The following is a 19,211-nucleotide window of genomic DNA, read 5'->3' as shown; positions in this document are numbered from 1 at the left end:
GAAACCTCTCTTCCGGATCGGATCAGCTGTGCAGTAGGAAGTGTTCCAGCACGCGGGTGCCGAATTCGAGGGCCTCCACCGGCACCCGCTCGTCGACGCCGTGGAACAGGGCGGTGAAGTCCAGCTCCGGCGGCAACTGCAACGGCGCGAAACCGAAGCAGCGAATACCCAAGCGGGCGAACGCCTTCGCATCCGTCCCGCCGGAGAGCATGTAGGGCACGGTGCGGCCGCGCGGGTCGTGGGCCAGCACGGCGTTGTTCATCGCCTCGACCAGATCGCCGTCGAAGGTCGTCTCGTAGGAGTCGAGCTTGGTGATCCACTCGCGTTCGACGTCGGGGCCGATCAGCTCGTCCACCTCCCGCTCGAACTCAGCCTGCCGTCCGGGAACCACACGGCAGTCCACCACCGCCTCGGCGGTCTGCGGGATCACGTTGGCCTTGTAACCGGCCTGCAGCATGGTGGGGTTCGCCGTGTCGCGCAGGGTCGCGCCGATGATGCGGGAGATGGTGCCCAGCTTCGCCAGCTGGCCCTCGATGTCGGGACTCGCCGGATCGAACTCCAGACCCGTCTCCTCGGCGACGGCGGCGAGGAACGCGGCCACCGAATCCGACAGCACCAACGGGAAGGTGTGTTTGCCCAGACGGGCCACCGCGTCGGCGAGGATGGTGACCGCGTTGTCCTCGTGCAGGAATGAGCCGTGGCCCGCGCGGGCCTTGGCGCGCAACCGCATCCAGCCAAGGCCCTTCTCGGCGGTCTCCACCAGATACAGCCTGCGTTCGGTGCCGTCGGGCCGCGGCACGGTCAACGAGAACCCGCCGACCTCCCCCACCGCCTCGGTGATGCCGTCGAACAGATCGGGGCGGTTGTCCACCAGCCACTGCGAACCCCACTTGCCGCCGTTCTCCTCGTCGGCGAGGAAGGCGAAGACCAGATCGCGCGGCGGCACCGTGCCCTCGAGCTTGAACTGGCGGGCCACCGCCAGCGCCATCCCGACCATGTCCTTCATGTCGATCGCGCCGCGACCCCACACGTAGCCGTCGCGCACCGCACCGGAGAACGGGTGCACGCTCCAGTCCGAGGCCTCGGCCGGCACCACGTCCAGATGCCCGTGGATCATCAGCGCCCCGCGACTCGGGTCGGCTCCCTCCAGTCGCGCGAAGACGTTGCCGCGCCCCTCCGCGCCGGACTCGACGTACTCGGTGACATACCCCGCTTGATGCAGTTGGTCGGCCACCCACTGCGCACACTCGCGCTCCCCCTTGGTGGTGGCCAGGTCGCCGGTGTTGGAGGTGTCGAAGCGGATCAGCGTGCTGACCAGCTCCACCACTTCCGACACCGCGCGGGAGTTTCTGTTCGGGTCGAATCCTTCGCCAGTTGCGGACACGCTCCCTTTCCTACCACCCGCGCGGCAGGGCGAACGCGCGGACGGGTGTCACGGCGAGGCGACGCGGCCCGCACGGTGCGCGATCACCTTCGACAGGGTTGTCATCAGAGTGATCGGAACTCACACCGGATCGGGCGGCTGGACCTTGTCGGGGAACACCACCCGCACGAAGGCCCAGAACCGGAACACCATCCCCAGCGCGGTGCCGATCAACTGGGCGGCCACGAAGTCGGCCACGTTCTGGGTGAAGCGGGAGACCTCGGGCACCTCGAGATGCAGCACGTACCGCGACACCCACAGCGGCGCGGTGTTGATCGCGACAGCAAGGAAGCTGACCAGGTAGAACAGCGCGGCCTCGTGATGACCGCGCCGCCCACCGCGTTCATCGAAGGACCACTGCTTGTTGAGCACATATGACAGCGTGATCGCCGCCAGCACAGCGACCACTTTCGCCGTCACCGGATGCGGCTCGAGCACAGTGCTCTTCAAGGTCAGGAACACCGCGGTGTCCAGCGTGAACGCTGCGACACCGACGGAAGCGAATCGGAATAGTTCTCGACGCCGTGCCTCGCCCCCCAGCGCGGACGTCACCCGGGCGAAAACGGGGCGTTCGGAAAACAGCACAGGTAAAGTCTCCGACACATGTCCCGACCCCACAACAAGATCGGCAGATTCACCGCACCGCCTGTTGCGCGAGTGCACGGTCGGTGGATCGCGGGCAGGTGAGTAGCGTGAAAAAGACCAAGCGGCACAACGGTTCTCGGCCGGACCGCGTCGGCGCGGAGCCGATCGCCGTGATCGGCATGAGCTGTCGCTTCGCCGGCGGCGCCGACTCTCCGGAAGCGTTCTGGCGGTTGCTGATCGAGGAGACCGACGCGATCGCCGACGAGCCGCCGCCCGGCCGCTGGTCCGGCGACCACCGCGGGCGCGATCGTGCCGCCGCGGGCAAGACGGTGTCGGTCGCGGGCGGGTATGTGGCGGATGTCGCCGGTTTCGACGCCGAATTCTTCGGGATCACCCCACGTGAGGCGGCCGATATGGATCCGCAGCAGCGCTTGGCGCTCGAATTGGCCTGGGAAGCCTTCGAAGACGCGGCGATCCGGCCCGACCGGGTGCCGGACACCGGGGTGTATTTCGCCAACAAATTCAACGATTATCGCGCCGTCAAACTCGCCAGGGGCGCCACCGCCATCACCCCGTTCACCAGCACCGGAGATGTCGAGGGTGTGATCGCCAACCGGGTGTCGTACTTCCTGGGTTTCGACGGTCCCAGCATGACCGTGAACGCCTCCTGCGCCGGATCGCTGGTGGCGGTGCACCTGGCCTGCCAGGCGTTGCGGACGGGTGAGAGCGCCCTGGCCGTCGCCGGTGGCGTGCAACTGAATCTGATACCGGAGACCGCGATCGGGTTGTCCGCGCTGGGTGTGCTGTCCGCACGCGGCCGGTCACACACCTTCGACGCCTCCGCCGACGGCTACGTGCGCGGCGAAGGCGGTGCGGTCGTCGTGCTCAAGCCGCTGCGACAAGCGTTGCGCGACGGCGACCGCGTCTACTGCACCCTGCTGGGCAGTGCCACCAACAACAACGGCAGGCACCGCTCCATGCCCGCCAGCAGCGCCGACGGCCAACGGCAGCTGTTGCGGCGGGCCTGCGCGCGAGCGGGTGTGGACGCCGCGACGATCGACTACGTCGAGGCGCACGGCACCGGCACCGCCGTCGGTGACCGCGCCGAATTGACCGCACTGGCAGAGGTTTACGGCACCGGCAGGCCGCCCGGCGCACCGCTGATCGTCGGCTCGGTCAAAACCAATATCGGACACACCGAAGCGGCCGCGGGCATGGCCGGACTCGTGAAAGTCGCGCTCGCCCTGTCGCATCGCCGGATCCCGCGCAGCCTCCACTTCGACCACGCACCCGCGGAATTCGATCCCGCCGCGACGGGAGTGCGCGTGGCCGACACCGCGATGGCGTGGCCGCGGCACGACGCCCCCGCGCGCGCCGCGGTGAGCGCGTTCGGTTTCGGCGGCTCGAACGCCCACGTCATCGCCGAAGCGGCACCCGCGCACGATCCGGTCGATGACGCTGGCGTCTCGCAGCGGCTGGTGGTGCTGTCCGCCCGCACCGAAGCCGCGCTGCGGGAACACGCTCATCGGCTGCGTGAGCGTCTCGTGCGCGACCCGGACATCCGCCTGAGCGACCTCGCGCACACGCTTGCCACGAGAACCGCCTTCCAGCATCGAATTTCGACGGTCGCCGACAACGTGGGCCAGGTTGTCGAATTCCTCGACGCCTACCTCGCCCGCGCTGGGAAGGACACCGACGGAGACGACCATGAGGCGCTGAATCTGCTGCTGGCGGCGGCTCTGCGTCCCGGCACAGTGGACCACCGCGACCTACTGCACGCGGTGGGAAGGCTGTTCGAGCGTGGCATCGAGCCCGACTGGACTGCCGTGAACCCGGCGGGCCGCCCGGTCTCGCTGCCCACCTATCCGTTCCAGCGCGAACGGCATTGGGCCGACCCGCAGGCCCGCGGCGAGGCACCCGGGTCGCCCTCGTGGGACGCGGTGCCCATCGAAATCGCTGCCACTACTGGCATTTCGAGTGCAAGATCTCAGTCCGCGGCGGTCGCGGCGTCGGGCACAACTGCCGAATCGGTCGATTCCATCGCGATGATCGACGACTCGGCGGCGCGCCCCGTGGCGATCGCGTCGAGTGACCCCACACGTTCCTCCGCGCCCGGCGTCGCTGCGCTCGCCGCCCTGGTCACCACCGAACTGGCCGAAGTCGTCGGCATAGAGCCCGACCGGGTGGCCGCCCGGCAGAACTTCGAACAGCTCGGAATCGGCTCGGTGCACGCCGTGGAACTGTCGGCCCGACTCGGAGCCCGCCTCGGCATCGAGGTCCCCGCCGCCGTCATCTGGGGCTGCCCCACCGTGGAGCTGTTGGCCGCCGAACTCCACGCCCGCCTCGAACCCACGAACCCGGCGACGGCGCCCCCGGAACCCACTGCGTCGGTGGCGGACCCGCGACCGCCGGCGCAGGAGGAAGCTCTGTCGACCGCTGAACTGCTCGCATTGAGCCGGGAATTGCTCGGCTGAACCGAAATCGCAAGCGAGAGCATCTGCGGTGCAGTCGATTCGCGCTTTCGCTGCGGTCGATCGCACGCTCGTCCGGCCTGCGGGAGATCAGCCGGAGAGGTGGGACAGCGCGACGTCCTCCCAGTGGTCCGATCAGTGGGTTCGGGTGGTGCGCGTGGGTGCCGACAGGTGCCCTCGCGGGAAGATCCCACCACCTGGTCCACCTGGCGCGCCCTGCGTCCACACATCGACGCACTCCTCAGCTACACCACTACCGACACCGTCCCCGGCATTATGGGATGCACCAGGTGGGGCGGGACTACGCCGTGGGCGTTTCAGTGCGGCTGATGGCGCGCGGGATTTCGAGAGCGGCCAGTTTGTCGGGGTTGCGGATGCCGTAGCCGCTGACGATCTGGTCGTCGGCGATGTCGAACACGAGGACGGCTTCCAGTTTGTCGCCGATATAGCACGTGAGTGCCGGTTGACTGTTGCAGTTCACTGTCTCGATGCGTACTTCCGGTCGCCGCTGAGCGTATTTGAAGACCGCCATGAGAATCGCGCCCACTCGTTCGGCGCCGACCATGACCAGCTCCGGCAGTGCGGTCACCTTGCCGCCGCTGTCAGTGGTCCAGGTGATGTCCGGCGCGAGCAGCGACAGCAAGCCTTCCATGTCCCCGGTGGTCGCGGCCGTGATGAAGCGTTCGGTGACCGCGGCGGTTCGGACGGTGTCGACGGGGCCGTAGCGCTTGCGCCGGGAATGGACATGGTTGCGGGCGCGGCGGGCGGTCTGATGCACGGCGTCGACGGACTTACCTGTTGCGGAGGCAATTTCGTCGTAGTCGAAGCCGAAGACCTCACGCAGCACGAAGACCGCCCGCTCGGTGGGGGTGAGCGTTTCCAGCACGATCAGCATCCCCATCGAGACCGATTCGGTGAGTACCACATCGCTCGAGGCGTCACCGTCGGTGAGCAGCAGCGGCTCGGGCAGCCACGGTCCGACGTACTCCTCGCGACGACTGGCGCCGGCCCGCAACGCATTCAATGCCTGCCGCGTGACGAGCTGGGCCAGATAAGATTTCGTATCCCGGACCGTGGCCAGGTCCACCCCCCGCCACCGTAGATAGCTGTCCTGCAGCACGTCGTCGGCTTCGGTTGCCGAGCCCAGGATTTCGTAGACGATGGTGAACAGCAGCGGTCGCAGGTGAACGAAACGCTCGGTGTGCTCGTCGGTGGAGGTCACGGCTTCGGAACTCCCTGCGGCTCGGCTGCGCTCAGATCCTTACGCCTGCCCAAGCCCAAGAAGGTCGGGATCGCGCCGGGTTTGCGGGCTTCTTTGCGGATGGTCCCGATCGGGCCCGCGAGACCCACCCGTTCCTTGATCCACCCGGCAGTTCGCCCGCCGAGATACATCGGCACGGGTGTGTCGTCACGACGGCTGAATTGCATGGCACCCGCGCGGCTACCCAAACCCACGGTGCAGGCGGTGAAGGCCACGTCCAGCACAGCAGGTTCGTCCCCGGCGATGCGGGCCAGTACATTGTCGGCGGCCTGCGCGCCCAAGGGTTGGGCGGCATAGCAGCTCATCCGCAGTGGGCGGCCCGATGGCGCGACCGCGTCCCCTGCGGCGACGATGCGTTCGTCATCGAGACTGGTCAACGTCTCGTCGGTCAGCAGCCGGCCCAGGTCATCGGTGCGCAGCCCACTGCGTGCCGCCAGTTCGGGCACCCCGAATCCGGCGGTCCAGATCGTGATCGCACCGGGCAGCACATCGCCGTCGGTCAGGACGACCCCGTCGCGTCGCACCTCGCCCACCCGCGCTTGCTCACGCACCTCGACTCCATTCTCTGATAACCACTTCGCCACCGATCGCCGGGCCGGATTCGAGAAGTTCGCCGCCAACTTACCGCCACCCACCAGTGTCACGGTACGGCCCTGCTCCACGAGTTCGGCGGCGGTCTCGATGCCGGTGAGCCCGCCGCCGACGACGACAATCGGCGCCTGGACCGGCACGTCCGCCAGCGCCGCGCGCAGCCGCTGGGCGTGTTCGAATTCGGCTATCGGGAAGGCGAATTCGGTGGCACCGGGCACCGACGCCGGCACGGCGGCGGTGCTGCCGACCGCGTAGACCACGTAGTCGTAGTCGAGTGCGCGCCCCGAACCCAGTTCCACCCGGCGGGCGGCGGTATCGATGCGGATGGCACGATCGACGATCATCCGCACCCCGGCGCCGAGCAGTGTGTCGTAGTCGATGGCAGCCTCATGGGTACCGGCCACGAACTGGTGCAACCGCATGCGCTCGACGAACCGCGGACGCGGATTGACCAGTGTGATCTCGACATCGCGCCGCAGCCGCAGCCGATTGGCCGCCACGGTACCGGCGTAACCGCCGCCGATCACAACCACTTTGGTGATGGCATTGAAATCAGTCATGCCCTCCAGACACGCCACACCGTCCAGATCTGACACGAAGTGACAGCCGTCACATTCGCAGCCCGTCGCCAGCCCGCCGAGATCGTCGGCTCGCGTCCAGGCGGAGTGCACGAATCGGCAGTACAGGGCGGCCTGCGGGTCCTCCCAACGCAGGTATCGCGTCGCCGATCTGGAACATGTTCACTCAGAGGATGACGGCTTCCGGCAGCCCCCAGCCTCGCCGCAGGGCGGTCCGATGACGGATGTAGAACAACAGACCTCGACGCCGCGGTTCGGCACTGGTCGCCCGGCAGCGTCTTGGGCACGGTGATCGTGTCGACCTTGTCCATCGGGTTGGCCGCGAGCAGGTCGTGGCGCACGGCCCACCGGCAGATCGGCGGCGTCGGGGCCGATCTGTTGATCCGGGTATCTGAAGAGTGCGAGGACTGTGCAAGGGTGAGCGAGCATCGTTCTAATGTTTTCGCAGGTCAGCTTGTTTGAATAGTTCATCTGTTCGCCACGCCCCGGGAGTTCCGATCGCCGAAGCGGTGCAGTGGGGGCTCGCTACTGGTATGCGCCGCGCGGCCACTCCTCGGCATACTTGGCCGCGATCGGTTCGAACCGGTCGACCTTCGGCGACGGCCACGGACCGTGCGGCAGGTCCCCGTCGCGAAGCCGGGCCCGGAAACCAGGAGTTATGCTGCCTGCGGTCCGGGTGGCCGGGTCTAGAAGGGGGCCATAGGTGTTGAGGCAGCACGAGTCGTTCGCCGGCTACGTGATCGAGGGCGTGCTCGGGCAAGGCGGTATGGGCACCGTCTATCTGGCGCGGCACCCGCGCCTGCCGCGGCTGGTGGCGCTCAAACTGCTCAATCGCGCGGTGTCCGAGGACGAGGAGCTGCGCAGGCGGTTCGAACAGGAAGCCAATGTGGTTGCGCGCCTGGAGCATCCGGGCATCGTCGGCGTCTACGACCGCGGTACCGAGGACGGGCACCTGTGGATTTCCATGCAGTACGTCCGTGGCACCGACGCTGCGCGGCTCGATCCCCGGAGCACCCGCCCCGAACAGGTCCTGCGGATCGTCGGCGATACGGCGAAGGCGCTGGACTACGCCCACAGCCGAGGTGTGCTGCATCGCGACATCAAACCGGCCAACATCCTGATCGCCGAACCGGAAGCCGGTCGCGAAACACATGCTCTGCTCACCGATTTCGGGATCGCGCGAATACTCGACGCCGATACCAAACTGACCGCCACCGGAACGTTCACCGCCACACTCGCCTACGCCTCGCCGGAGCAACTGTCCGGTGAGCCGGTCGATCACCGCGCCGATCAATACTCCCTCGGGTGCACCCTCTACACGATGCTGGCGGGGCAACCACCGTTCCCCTCGACCAACCCCGGTCAGATCGTCGCCGGACACATCGCCAAGCCGGTGCCGCGCCTCAGCGATACCCGACCCGAGTTGTCACGACGACTCGACGAGGTGATCGCCCGCGCCCTGGCCAAGCACCGCGACGAACGATTCGCCAGTTGCGGCGACTTCGCCGTGGCCGCGGCGGCGGCCCTGCGCGGCGACACTCCCGCCGTGGCGCCCGCGCCGACTTTCGTCGACCAACGCTCGGCCCACCCCGCCACGGCGGTCGACCCGTGGCCGCGTTCGGCCCCGACCCTGCTCAACCAGCCTTCGGAGCCCCGGTGGCGCGCCGAACAGCTACCGCCGCTGCAACCGCTCACGCCCATCCACGATCCGGCCCGGCCATCCGGCGTCGTTCCCAGGATCGGCGCTGTCGTCGCGTTCGGCTTCGGGCTGGTCTTCTGTCTCATCATCGCCAACGGGGTGATGGAGCTGACGACCCCGCACATCGAATACGGTCACCGCCAGACGCTGCGTGAGGTCGCCCTCGAACTTCTGGCCCCCATGGCGATCTCCACCACGATGGCGCTGGTGCTGCTCGGCGGCTCGATCGCACTGTTCCGGCGCAAGCGCGCGGGCCGCATCGCCGTGGCGTTGGGTACCGGGATCCTCACGCTGGTCGGATTGGTCGGAGCCGGAGCCAGTCTGGGTGGCGACAGCCGTACCAGCGACCTGGTTTTCGTCGGCACGCTCCTGTTTTTCTCCTGTGCGGGGCTGCTGTGCACCCTGTCCCCCGCGACCAGGCGCTGGCTCGCTGACAAGCATCCCAGGAACCGGCCATGAGCGCGCAGAGCGCTCAGGGCACCACCACGATCTTTCCGGTGGCCCGGTTGTCCTCCATGTACCGATGGGCTGCGACGATGTCGTCCAGACCGAAGACACGGTCGAGGTTGGGTCGATAGACACCGGCCTCGACTTCGTCGACGACGCGCTGCAGCACGGCCGCGCCCGCGCTGCCCTTCAGGTTGTCGCTGTGGAAAGCCGTCAGTTTGGTTCCGGACGGGATCATCGCTATCGGTTCGAAGTCCGAGATCAGCCACCCACTCAGCGAACCCGCCACACATACCGTGCCGCCCCGGCGGACCAGGCGCAGCGAGTCCACCGCCGTGCGCGCTCCGACGAGATCCAGCACGTAGTCGGGCCCTTCGGGCCAGACCGCCTGCACGCCGGCCGCCAGCGACCCGCCGTCGTCGACGAGTACGTGGTCGACGCCGATCGCGGTCAGCGCGTCGATCTTGTCGTGCCGTCGGGTCGTGGCAGCGATCTCGATGCCGCGGCCGGACGCGATCGACGCTGCCGCCATACCCACCGACGATGTCCCACCGCGAATCAGCAACCGCCCCTGGCTATCCGCCACGATGCCCAATGCGTCGAGTGAGCCCTGCGCGGTCAAGTATGTCTCGGGCAGTGCGGCCAAGACCTCCCACGGCAACCTGGTGGTGACCGGCATCAGCAGCGAATTCGGCAACAACGCGTACTGCGCGTAGCCGCCGTCGAACTCCCGGCCCATCTCACCCATCACCGCCGCGACGGTCGCGCCGACCGGCAACATGGGATCGGTCGAGGCTGCCACGATTCCCACACATTCGATCCCGAGCACACGGGGGAACCGGACGTTCGGGGAATGTCCCTGACGGGTTCGCAGCTCCGATCGGTTCAAGCCCGCGCCCTTCACCCGCACCAGGCTCCAGCCCTCCCGAATCGCTGGTACCGGTAGCTCACGGATCTCCAGTACCTCCGGGTCACCCGCCCGTACACAGACGGCCGCTCGCATCGTCGTACTCGTCGTCTCACACCGCATCGGGGCGGCGGTGCTGGCTGAATGGAGGTCATTGCGCATGCGTCCACTGTCGCCAGCCGATCGTGTGGCCGTCTACCGATAGAATGCCAACCCATGCCCGTTGGCCGCCAACTTCCCCGGCTCGGCCCGACATCCCAGCTGTGGCCGTCCGGAGGGGTGCACCTGTGGCCGTCGGGGGGAACGAGCTCGGTGCACTCCCATCCGCGTGGACACCTGGTCTACGCGGCTCGCGGCGTCCTGTCCGTGCACACCGAACAGGGCACATCGATCGTCCCGGCCAATCGAATCGCGTGGACCCCTGCCGAGTTCACGCACTACCATCGGGCGCACGGCGACACCGACATGCGGATCGTCTTCCTACCCCCATCCCAGGCGCGGCTCGTGCCGGACCGTCCCGCCGTGTTCCTGGCTTCCGGCCTCGCCCGCGAAATCTTGCTCACCCTCACGAGCCCACGCGACCACGACCGCGCCGCGCGCGCTCGCCTTCGCCGCGTCCTCGTCGATGAACTCCAGAAGCACACGAACAGCCACTCGTGCTGCCGAAACCCCATGACGACCGGTTGCAAGCGATTGCGCGGATCCTCTCCGAGAACCCCGCGGACAACACGCCACTGGCCGAACTCGGGCGCACGATCGGAGCCAGTGCCCGCAGCCTCAGCCGCCTGTTCCACAACGAACTCGGCATGACCTTCTACGAGTGGCGCACCCAGCTCCGCGTCTACCACGCACTCGTCCTGCTCGCCGACGGCCACGACACCACCCGCGTCGCCCACGCCTGCGGCTGGGCGAACCCCAGCAGCTTCATCGCCGCTTTCACCAACCTCGTCGGCACCACCCCGGGCCGCTACCGCACCACTCCATGACCTCGGCGCCACATCACAAGGCCCCGCCCGTCGGTGGCGACCAACGACGTCGACCCGACGACGGGGCGAGCGCGCGCTGGTAGCGCTCGCTGATCGTCCGCAGGGTCCGCACCAGTTCGGGTGAGTCCACGATCTCGAAGTCGGCGCCAAGCAGCCCGAGGTAGAGCGCCAGCATTTCCGGATGGTCGGAGCCGGGTTCGAACGCGCACCGGTCCTCGCTCAACGGCTCGACGTCGACGGGAATCGGGAGTCGGCTGCGCACGTGATCCGCGGGCGCGTGCACGATCACCCTGGCGCGGAAGCGCCACGTCGACTCGCCGATTCCGCGGGCGACTCGTGCGGTGATCTCATGGTCTGGCGGCAGCGGCCGCGGCGTAAAGCGGGGGCCGGTCGGTGTGCGGGGCCGCATCCTGTCGACGCGAAAGGTCCGCCAGTCGACGCGGTCGAGGTCCCAGGCCATCAAATACCAGCGTTGTCGATCGTTGATCAGGCGATAGGGCTCCACCGAACGCCGACTGGCGGCCCCCGAATGCGTCTGGTAGTCGAACCGCAGTCGTTCATGGTCGCGGCAGGCGTCGGCGATCACGGTCAGCACATCCGGGTCGACGAGCGGGCCGCGCGGGGGAAGCGCGAGGGTGTGCGACCCGAAGGCGTCGACGCGACGGCGTAGCCGCGACGGCAATATCTGTTGCAGTTTCGTCAGTGCACGCAACGAGGTCTCCTCGATGCCCGCGATGGAACCGGCTGCGGCGCTGCGCATCCCGATCGCGATCGCGACCGCTTCGTCGTCGTCGAGCAGCAGCGGCGGCAGCGCACCTCCGACACCCAGCCGGTATCCACCGTCGACACCCGGCCGAGCCTCGACTGGATAGCCGAGCCGTCGCAGGCGGTCGACGTCGTTGCGGACGGTGCGCACGGTGACCTCCAGTCGAGCGGCCAACTCGGGTCCGGTCCAGTCGCGGCGCGCTTGCAGCAGCGAAAGCAGACGAAGCAGTCGTGCCGAGGTTTCGAACATTGATCGATCTTCTCCCGAATCGAGGAACCAACCTTTCCGCAATGGCAACTACCTTATGTTTCACCAGCGCGAAACGCTCGCCCGAGCCGACAGAGAGAACCCCAATGAGTGATGCAGTCCAGCCCTTTCGCATCCACATCGCGCAGTCCGATCTCGACTACCTGCACCATCGGCTCGCCGATGGCCGCTGGCCGGCCGAGTTGCCCGATGCCGGCTGGAACCGCGGCATACCGCAGCTCTACCTGAAGGAGCTGGCCGAATATTGGCGCACCGGCTACGACTGGCGTGCGCAGGAAGCCGCGCTCAATTCCTATCCGCAGTTCACGACCGAGATCGACGGCCAGCGCATTCATTTCCTGCACGTCCGCTCCGGCCGAGCGGACGCGACGCCACTGCTGATCACCCATGGCTATCCCAGCTCGGTCGCCGAATTCCTCCACCTCATCGAGCCTTTGGTCGACCCGGCCGAGGGGCCTGCGTTCCATGTGGTCGCGCCGTCGTTGCCCGGTTATGCCTTCTCCACTCCGCTCAGCGCGACCGGCTGGGCGATGGGCCGCACCGCGGACGCGTGGATCGAGCTGATGCGCAGGCTGGGCTACCAGCGCTACGGGGTTCACGGCGGCGACGTCGGCGCAGGCATATCCGGCCTGGTCGGCGCCCGCGACAGCGAGCATGTCATCGGCGTCCACGTCGTGACCGATCCGCTGACCGCCGCCAATGTGGCGACGTTCCTTCCCGGAATGGCCGAGCGCCTCGATGCCGACGACCCGGTCGACAAGCTGATCCTCGAGCGCATGGACGTGTTCCGCAAGGAGGGTTCCGGATACTTGTCGATCCAGCAGAGCCGACCGCAGACCATCGGTTACGGTCTCGTCGATTCGCCGCTACTGCAGCTGGCGTGGATCGCCGAGAAGTTCGAGGAATGGACCGACTTGCCGATCGATCGCGACCAATTGCTCACGACCGTCAGCCTTTACTGGTTCACCGGAGCGGGCATCACCGCGGCGCACACCCTCTATGACCAAGCGCACTCCTCGGATTGGGGCGCGCCCGCGGTACCGCAGGGCTTCGCGGTGTTCAGTGCGGACGAGACCGTGCGCAAGGTAGTCCCGGCGCCGCCGGACGCGCACTGGACCGAATTCGAGCACGGCCTGCACTTCCCGGCCATGGAGGCGCCGGCTCAACTGGCAGCTGATCTGCGAACATTCTTCGAACATCTGCGATAGCCCGAACCCGATGCGGTCGGCGAACAGTGGTGCCGATCAGAGGCGTGTCGCGGTGCGGACGAGGTCGGCAACGGCTTTGGATCTGCTGTGTGGCGGCCAGGCGATGACGGTCGTGACCACCGGTGCGTCCGGCACCGCAACCACGGCATGATCGTCGCGTAGCTGAGTTCGCAGCGACTCGGGCACGACCGCGCAGGCCAGTCCGAGCGCGATCAGTTGGAGCAGTTGGGTATGGTCGCGCACCCGCGGGCCGGGGCCGTCCGGATAACTTCCATCCCGTCGCGGCCAGCGCGGCAGAGGCAGATCCGTCTGGGCGTTGAGCTCGGCGAACGACAGATGCGCCCGGTCGGCGAGGGGATGACCCGCGGGCAGGACCACCACCTGCTGTTCAGTATGCAGATCCTCGGTGTCGAATCCGGCTGTCGAGTCGTAGGGCCGGTGTAGCAGCGCAACGTCGGCACGCCCGTTGCGCAGCAGACTTTCCGGTTCGCCGGGCCCGCACAGCATCACCTCGACGGCCACGGCGCCCGGTTCGGCGGCGTAGGCGTCCAGCAGCTTCGACAACAGTTCCCTGGACGCACCGGCCTTGGTGACCAGCACCACACGCGGCTGGTCGGCCGCGGCGCGGCGGGTGCGGCGCTCGGCGGCTTCGACCGCGTCGAGCGCGGTCCGGGCCTCGCGCAGCAGCACCGTCCCGGCCTCGGTCAAGGCGATGGCGCGAGCGGTGCGGTGCAGCAGAACGACTCCGAGCCGCCGCTCGAGCTGCTGGATGGCTCGCGAGAGTGGTGGTTGCGCCATGGAGAGCCGTTGTGCCGCCCGACCGAAGTGCAACTCCTCGGCGACGGCGACGAAATATCGCATCTCCCGCGTCTCCACCAGGCCATGGTAACCGGCGATGACCTCGACCGATACCCGTGCGGTATCGACGCAAACCCGACCGGTCTTGGACGCCGCACCCGCAACCGCAGCAGGATCGACGGTGTGAGTGAACAGACGATCGCGCTGGTGACCGGCGCGAACAAGGGAATCGGATACGAGATCGCCGCCGGCCTGGGCGCGCTCGGCTGGCGAATCGGTGTGGGCGCGCGGGATCGGCAACGCCGCGACACCGCGGTGGAGAAGCTGCGCGCGGCCGGGACCGATGCGTTCGGTGTGCCGCTCGACGTGACCGACGACGCGAGCGTGGCCGCGGCGGCCGAATTGATCGCCGACCAGGCCGGCGGGCTCGACGTCCTGGTCAACAACGCCGCGATCACCGGCGACCTGCCGCAGACACCGACCACCGTCGATCCCGCGACCGTGCGAATCGTCGTGGAAACCAACGTGATCGGGGTCATTCGGGTCACCAACGCGATGCTGCCGATGCTGCGCGCCTCGGCCTCACCGCGAATCGTCAACATGTCCAGCAGCGTCGGCTCGCTCGCCCTGCAAACCACACCAGGCATCGACATGGGCCCGGTTCCCGCCGCCTACTTGGCGTCGAAGACCTTCCTCAACGCCCTCACTATCCAATACGTCAAGGAACTCAGCGACACCAAAATCCTGATCAACTCCGGCTGCCCCGGCTTCACCGCCACCGACCTCAACGGCTTTCGCGGCGTCCGCACACCGCAACAGGGGGCGGCCATCGCGATTCACCTCGCGACCCTGCCCGACGACGGACCGACCGGCGGATTCTTCGACGACGCCGGAACAGTGCCCTGGTGACAAGAACACCGTTGCCGCCCGTTCCCGTTCTCGACGTCAGCTGCGCGCCGCGCGCCGAGGGAGAAGCAAGACCATGACAAAGGCAGTCAGATACGACGAGTTCGGCGGAATCGAGGTCTTGCGGGTCGACGACGTCGACCGGCCCGTACCCGAGGACGGGCAGGTTCTGGTTCGGGTAAGGGCGGCAGGCATCAATCCCGGTGAGGCGGCCATCCGTACCGGCGCGATGGCCGACATCTTTCCCTCGACATTTCCGTCCGGGCAGGGCAGCGACCTCGCTGGAGTTGTCGCCGAGGTCGGCGCCGGAGTCGACCGATTCTCGGTCGGCGACGAGGTGATCGGGTTCTCCGAGAAGCGGGCCGCCCAGGCCGAGCTGGTCCTGGTCGACGTCGACAACCTCACACCCAAACCGCGCAACGTCTCATGGGAGGTGGCGGGCGGCCTCTACGTCGCAGGCGTGACCGCCTGGCGGGCAGTGCATTCCGTACAGCTCGAGCAGGGTGAGGCCGTTGTGGTATCCGCGGCGGCCGGCGGAGTCGGCTCGCTCGCCGTACAGCTCGCTCGCCGTGCCGGAGCCACCGTCATCGGCCTGGCGAGCGAGCGCAACCACGAATGGCTGCAAAGCCACGGCGTGATTCCGGTAGCCTACGGAGCCGGCGTCGCCGAACGGATCGAGACCGCCGCACCGGGCGGCGTCGATGCCTTCATCGACACCCACGGCGGCGGCTACGTCGAACTGGCCCTGGCTCTCGGCGTCTCGGTCGAACGGATCGACACCATCGCCGATTTCGCGGCAGCCGCGAAGTACGGAGTCAAAACCGAACCCGGAACCGACGCCAGGCCCGGCGCCGAGGTGCTCGCCGAATTGGCCGCCCTGATCGCCGACGGACACCTCGAAGTCCCGATCGCGAACGTCTACCCGTTGGCGCAGGTCCGCCAGGCCTACACCGAACTCGAACGCCGCCACACCCACGGCAAGATCGTGCTCGAGCCCTGACCTGCACCAACACAATGCAGCCTGCTCCGAACGGCCTCGCTCATTGCCGCGGCGCGTGCCTCCGTGGTGATGGGCAACGCGGACGGACCAGGCGAATCCCGATCTGTCCTGGCTTCGAACGCGTCCGAAGGGCCGAACTGCATCGAGTTGCGGTAGCCGCGGCTGTCGCGGCTCGGCACATCAGGCCGTTGCTCCGCGCGGTTTTTCCGTCCGGCATCAGTCCGTCAAAGGAGACGTGCACTTAGTTGGCGCCGCGTCGGCGCCGCGCCTCCCGCAACTCGGGGTCGAGACGTTCACGCATGAAACCGTCGGCCCCTGGGCCGGCGAGGAAGGCGAGGTCGACGGCCGAGAGGGGGCGTCCGCTGTGCTGGTCCACGAGGCCGGGCATGACCTCCTCCCCGGTGTCCCGATCGGTGAGGACCACGCTCGGCGCATCCGATCCCGTGTGTTTGCGGCCCCAGGCGTACAGGGCGACGAGGACCGGAGAGAGGTCTCGCCCCTTGTCGGTGATGACGTACTCGTAGCGGGGCGGGGACTGGCTGTAGCGCCTGCGTTCGAGCAGCCCGGATTCGACCAAAGTGCGCAATCTCCTGGTCAGCATATTCGGGGCGATGCCGAGGTTGCGTTCGAACTCGTCGAATCTGGTGAACCCGTCCAGCGCGTCGCGCACGATCAGCAGCGTCCACCAGTCGCCGACATACTCCAGAGCGCCCGCAATCGGGCACCCCATCGCCTGGAAACTCGTTCGCCGCACCTGCTGATCCTTTCGCCATCCACAGTAACCCTACAGTAACTTGCATAATAGTAGTTACCGGTTCTAGCGTGGGCGTCGCAGCCGGACCACGAGCTGCCACATCTCACCCTGGTGAACGATCGGAAGGCGCACTTGTGACTTTCTCCCCCGACAGCCCCCGAACCACCACGCTCGTCATTGGTGCGGGCGGACGACACGGCGGCACCGGCTCACATGTCGTGCGGCGTCTTCGTGAACACGACCACGGGGTCCGCGTGCTGGTCCGCGCGGATGACGAACGCGCACAACGCCTTCGCGCTCTCGGCGCGCAAATCGTCGTGGGCGATCTGCTGGATCGCCGGACGCTGGATGCGGCCGTGCGGGACGTGGACACCGTGTATTTCACCTATCCGGTCGCTCCCGGCATCGTGCAGGCCGCCGCCAATCTCGCCTCCGCGATCCGGCATGCCGAGACCACGCCGCGGCTGGTCGTGATGTCCATGGCGGTCTCGGCCCCCGACAACCCCAGTGGGCTGGGACGCGCGCAATGGGCCGCCGAGCAGGTGCTGTCCTGGGCGGGACTGGAACCGACGATCTTACGGATCAAGGCCCTGTTCTACGAGAACATCGTGCTGTTGCACGCCGGATCCATCCGCCAGACCCGCAGCTTCGCCAACAGTTTCGGCGATGCGGCGGTGCCGTGGATCAGCGGTCTCGACGCCGCCGATCTCGCCGTGGCGGCGCTGACCGACCCGGCGAGATACCCTCGCGGCACCACGCTCTACCCGCAGGGGGCGACCGTGCACAGCCACGCCGAGATCGCCGCTCTCATCGGAGCCGAAACGGGAACACCGGTCCGATACACCTCCATCCCTGCCGGTCAATGGCAGCGCGAACTGGAAGCCCTCGCACACAACGGCACCGAACCATCCATCAATCTAGCCATGGCGCAGCACATTTCGGCCATCGGCGCGGTGTTCTCCCAGCTGCCCTCGGCCCCGCCGGTCGATACCACCGCACTCACCGAGGCCATCGGCCGTTCGCCGCAGACGTTCGCCGAGTTCCTCCGCGAACACAGTCACCAGTTCGTTGCGGCCCCCGGACGTTGATCCATCGGATCCGGGCGTGTGCGCACTAGTGGGCAGCAACGCTTCAGGTACCAGGTGACACGATTCTTACTGGCACCCCGTCAGGCATGCTCGAAGCTCCTGAAGTGTGCGGCCACGGCGGGAGGTCAGGTCGTCACGGGTTCGGTGACGCGGCGGACCGGGCGGATGCGGATGCCGAACTCCGGGCGCAGGTTCACCGAAGCCAGCGGCACCACCGGGTGGGTGTCGTCGAGTTCGAGGCGGAAACGCTGCACCGTCATGGCCAGGATCAGCACCATCTCCGTCATCGACATGTCCTTGCCCAGGCAGATGCGGGGGCCGCCGGAGAACGGGAAGAACGCGAACTTGTGCCGTTCGGCCACGGCGGCGTCGGCGAAACGCTCCGGACGGAACTGCTCCGGGTCGTCCCACAGACGTTTGTCGCGGTGGACGTAGTACATGCACAACGTGACCCGCGCGCCCGCGGGCACGTGGTAGCCACCGATCTCGTCATCGGCGATCGGCGTGCGTTCGACGATCCAGGCGGGCGGATACAGCCGCATCGTCTCCTCGATCACCATGCGGCAGTAGCTGAGCTGTCCCAGATCGGCGAAGGTGGGCGTGCGGTCGCCGATCACGGAGCGGACCTCCTCGGCCAGTCGCTCTTGGATCTCGGGATGGGTGGCCAGCAGGTAACACGCCCACGACAGCGCGTTGGCCGGTGACTCGTGACCGGCCACCAGCAAGGTCTTGATCTCGTTGAGCAAGTCCTCCTCTCGCATGCCCTGCCCACCCTCGTCGCGAGCGCGCACCAGCGCGGTGAGCACGTCGCTGGTGTCGCCGCCGCGGCGGCGTTCGTCGATGAGATGGCGCACCACGTCGTCGAGTTCGCCGACCTTGCGCGCGACCCGGCGGGCCTCCGGCGTCGGGAACGACTGCGGTAGCTTCACCGGCGCGTTCACCCGCTTCATGATGAGCGCGAACGCCGCGCGCATCGCGTCGGTCACCTGTGTGGTGTCGGTGGACAGGTCGATGCCGAACAGGATCCGGCCGGTCACCGCGAGCAGCAGCTTGACGTAGTCGTCGTAGATGTCGCGGAATTCTCCGGCCGCGGCGTCCCAGCTGTCGAGCATCGCCGCGGCGCTGTCGGTGATGTCGTCGGCGAAACCCTTGACGTGCGAGTGGGAGAACGCCGGGGAGATGAGTTTGCGCTGTCTACGCCAGTACTCCAGGTTGTTGGTGGTCAGCTGCCCGTCGCCGAGCAGGATGCTGAACTCGTCGTAGATCGGGCTCTTGCGATAGTTGGTGTAGTTGTCCTTGAGGACGTACTCGGTCATCGCCGGATCCGCGACGAGGTAGACCAGCATCGGGCCCGCCTTGACCCGCACGACGTCGCCGTAGCCGTCCAGCAACGCGCCCACCGTCGTCAGCGGGTTCTTCGCCAGTTTCGGTAGCATGCGTCCGGTTTCCACCAGACCGGGCCCGGGTGCTTTCATG

General features: G+C 67.5%; 17 protein-coding genes and 1 pseudogene. 8 read left to right on the top strand and 10 right to left on the bottom strand.

What is annotated here, in order from left to right; all coding sequences use genetic code 11:
* Positions 1 to 22 precede the first annotated feature (22 nt).
* Entirely contained in the window at positions 23 to 1,384 is a 1,362-nt protein-coding gene (locus ACL03I_RS20440; protein WP_356966143.1) for a M20/M25/M40 family metallo-hydrolase, read from the bottom strand.
* Between the two features lie 120 nt (positions 1,385 to 1,504).
* Positions 1,505 to 2,008, bottom strand: coding sequence for a GtrA family protein (locus ACL03I_RS20435; protein WP_355077980.1), 504 nt, complete (start codon positions 2,006 to 2,008; stop codon positions 1,505 to 1,507).
* A 107-nt stretch (positions 2,009 to 2,115) separates the two neighbouring features.
* Between ACL03I_RS20435 and ACL03I_RS20430 the strand changes: the two genes are divergently transcribed.
* Positions 2,116 to 4,482, top strand: a complete 2,367-nt coding sequence (locus ACL03I_RS20430; protein ID WP_412806710.1) for a beta-ketoacyl synthase N-terminal-like domain-containing protein — start codon at positions 2,116 to 2,118, stop codon at positions 4,480 to 4,482.
* Between the two features lie 298 nt (positions 4,483 to 4,780).
* On the opposite strand, the gene sigJ is transcribed toward ACL03I_RS20430, so the two are convergent.
* Both sigJ and ACL03I_RS20420 read right to left on the bottom strand, forming a co-directional pair.
* Positions 4,781 to 5,701 (bottom strand): RNA polymerase sigma factor SigJ, encoded by a 921-nt coding sequence (sigJ, locus tag ACL03I_RS20425; RefSeq protein WP_412806709.1) that lies wholly within the window; start codon positions 5,699 to 5,701, stop codon positions 4,781 to 4,783.
* Positions 5,698 to 6,891: an NAD(P)/FAD-dependent oxidoreductase gene (locus ACL03I_RS20420; protein ID WP_412806708.1), complete on the bottom strand. Its 1,194-nt coding sequence runs from the start codon at positions 6,889 to 6,891 to the stop codon at positions 5,698 to 5,700. Before ACL03I_RS20420 ends, sigJ begins: the two co-directional genes overlap by 4 nt.
* A gap of 721 nt (positions 6,892 to 7,612) precedes the next feature.
* Between ACL03I_RS20420 and ACL03I_RS20415 the strand changes: the two genes are divergently transcribed.
* Positions 7,613 to 9,067, top strand: coding sequence for a serine/threonine-protein kinase (locus tag ACL03I_RS20415; RefSeq protein WP_412806707.1), 1,455 nt, complete (start codon positions 7,613 to 7,615; stop codon positions 9,065 to 9,067).
* Positions 9,068 to 9,080: 13 nt separating this feature from the next.
* Here ACL03I_RS20415 and ACL03I_RS20410 read toward each other — a convergent pair whose 3' ends face one another.
* Complete coding sequence (locus ACL03I_RS20410) at positions 9,081 to 10,058, bottom strand: zinc-binding dehydrogenase (RefSeq protein WP_412806706.1); 978 nt, start codon at positions 10,056 to 10,058, stop codon at positions 9,081 to 9,083.
* Between the two features lie 48 nt (positions 10,059 to 10,106).
* On the opposite strand from ACL03I_RS20410, the pseudogene ACL03I_RS20405 reads away from it, so the two are divergent.
* Positions 10,107 to 10,421: pseudogene (locus ACL03I_RS20405) on the top strand (cupin domain-containing protein); the annotation flags it as partial.
* Positions 10,422 to 10,442: 21 nt separating this feature from the next.
* Here the strand turns inward: ACL03I_RS20405 and ACL03I_RS20400 are convergent.
* Positions 10,443 to 10,616: a hypothetical protein gene (locus ACL03I_RS20400; protein ID WP_412806776.1), complete on the bottom strand. Its 174-nt coding sequence runs from the start codon at positions 10,614 to 10,616 to the stop codon at positions 10,443 to 10,445.
* A 2-nt stretch (positions 10,617 to 10,618) separates the two neighbouring features.
* Here ACL03I_RS20400 and ACL03I_RS20395 point away from each other — a divergent pair, with 2 nt between their 5' ends.
* Positions 10,619 to 10,948: a helix-turn-helix transcriptional regulator gene (locus ACL03I_RS20395; RefSeq protein ID WP_412806705.1), complete on the top strand. Its 330-nt coding sequence runs from the start codon at positions 10,619 to 10,621 to the stop codon at positions 10,946 to 10,948.
* A gap of 13 nt (positions 10,949 to 10,961) precedes the next feature.
* On the opposite strand, the gene ACL03I_RS20390 is transcribed toward ACL03I_RS20395, so the two are convergent.
* Entirely contained in the window at positions 10,962 to 11,963 is a 1,002-nt protein-coding gene (locus ACL03I_RS20390; RefSeq protein WP_412806704.1) for a helix-turn-helix transcriptional regulator, read from the bottom strand.
* Between the two features lie 104 nt (positions 11,964 to 12,067).
* On the opposite strand from ACL03I_RS20390, the gene ACL03I_RS20385 reads away from it, so the two are divergent.
* On the top strand, positions 12,068 to 13,189 hold the full coding sequence (locus ACL03I_RS20385; RefSeq protein ID WP_412806703.1) for an epoxide hydrolase family protein: 1,122 nt from the start codon (positions 12,068 to 12,070) through the stop codon (positions 13,187 to 13,189).
* Positions 13,190 to 13,225: 36 nt separating this feature from the next.
* On the opposite strand, the gene ACL03I_RS20380 is transcribed toward ACL03I_RS20385, so the two are convergent.
* Positions 13,226 to 14,065 carry a LysR family transcriptional regulator gene (locus tag ACL03I_RS20380; RefSeq protein ID WP_412806702.1) on the bottom strand — a complete coding sequence of 280 codons (840 nt, stop codon included), beginning with the start codon at positions 14,063 to 14,065 and terminating at the stop codon, positions 13,226 to 13,228.
* Positions 14,066 to 14,170: 105 nt separating this feature from the next.
* On the opposite strand from ACL03I_RS20380, the gene ACL03I_RS20375 reads away from it, so the two are divergent.
* A complete protein-coding gene (locus ACL03I_RS20375; protein WP_379252447.1) occupies positions 14,171 to 14,896 on the top strand; it encodes an SDR family oxidoreductase in 726 nt (241 codons plus the stop codon).
* 73 nt (positions 14,897 to 14,969) lie between these two features.
* The gene (locus ACL03I_RS20370; RefSeq protein ID WP_412806701.1) at positions 14,970 to 15,893 is read left to right on the top strand and encodes an NADP-dependent oxidoreductase; all 924 of its coding nucleotides are present in this window, start codon (positions 14,970 to 14,972) and stop codon (positions 15,891 to 15,893) included.
* A 241-nt stretch (positions 15,894 to 16,134) separates the two neighbouring features.
* Here ACL03I_RS20370 and ACL03I_RS20365 read toward each other — a convergent pair whose 3' ends face one another.
* On the bottom strand, positions 16,135 to 16,647 hold the full coding sequence (locus ACL03I_RS20365) for a winged helix-turn-helix transcriptional regulator (protein ID WP_355077966.1): 513 nt from the start codon (positions 16,645 to 16,647) through the stop codon (positions 16,135 to 16,137).
* Between the two features lie 134 nt (positions 16,648 to 16,781).
* Here ACL03I_RS20365 and ACL03I_RS20360 point away from each other — a divergent pair, with 134 nt between their 5' ends.
* The gene (locus tag ACL03I_RS20360; protein ID WP_412806700.1) at positions 16,782 to 17,735 is read left to right on the top strand and encodes an NmrA family NAD(P)-binding protein; all 954 of its coding nucleotides are present in this window, start codon (positions 16,782 to 16,784) and stop codon (positions 17,733 to 17,735) included.
* 125 nt (positions 17,736 to 17,860) lie between these two features.
* Here ACL03I_RS20360 and ACL03I_RS20355 read toward each other — a convergent pair whose 3' ends face one another.
* Positions 17,861 to 19,210: a cytochrome P450 gene (locus ACL03I_RS20355; RefSeq protein ID WP_356966192.1), complete on the bottom strand. Its 1,350-nt coding sequence runs from the start codon at positions 19,208 to 19,210 to the stop codon at positions 17,861 to 17,863.
* Position 19,211 lies beyond the last annotated feature (1 nt).

Source organism: Nocardia sichangensis, assembly GCF_047200615.1.
Classification (GTDB): domain Bacteria; phylum Actinomycetota; class Actinomycetes; order Mycobacteriales; family Mycobacteriaceae; genus Nocardia; species Nocardia sichangensis.
The sequence above is the reverse complement of the archived record's forward strand: the minus strand, read 5'-3'. Positions and strand labels throughout refer to the sequence as shown.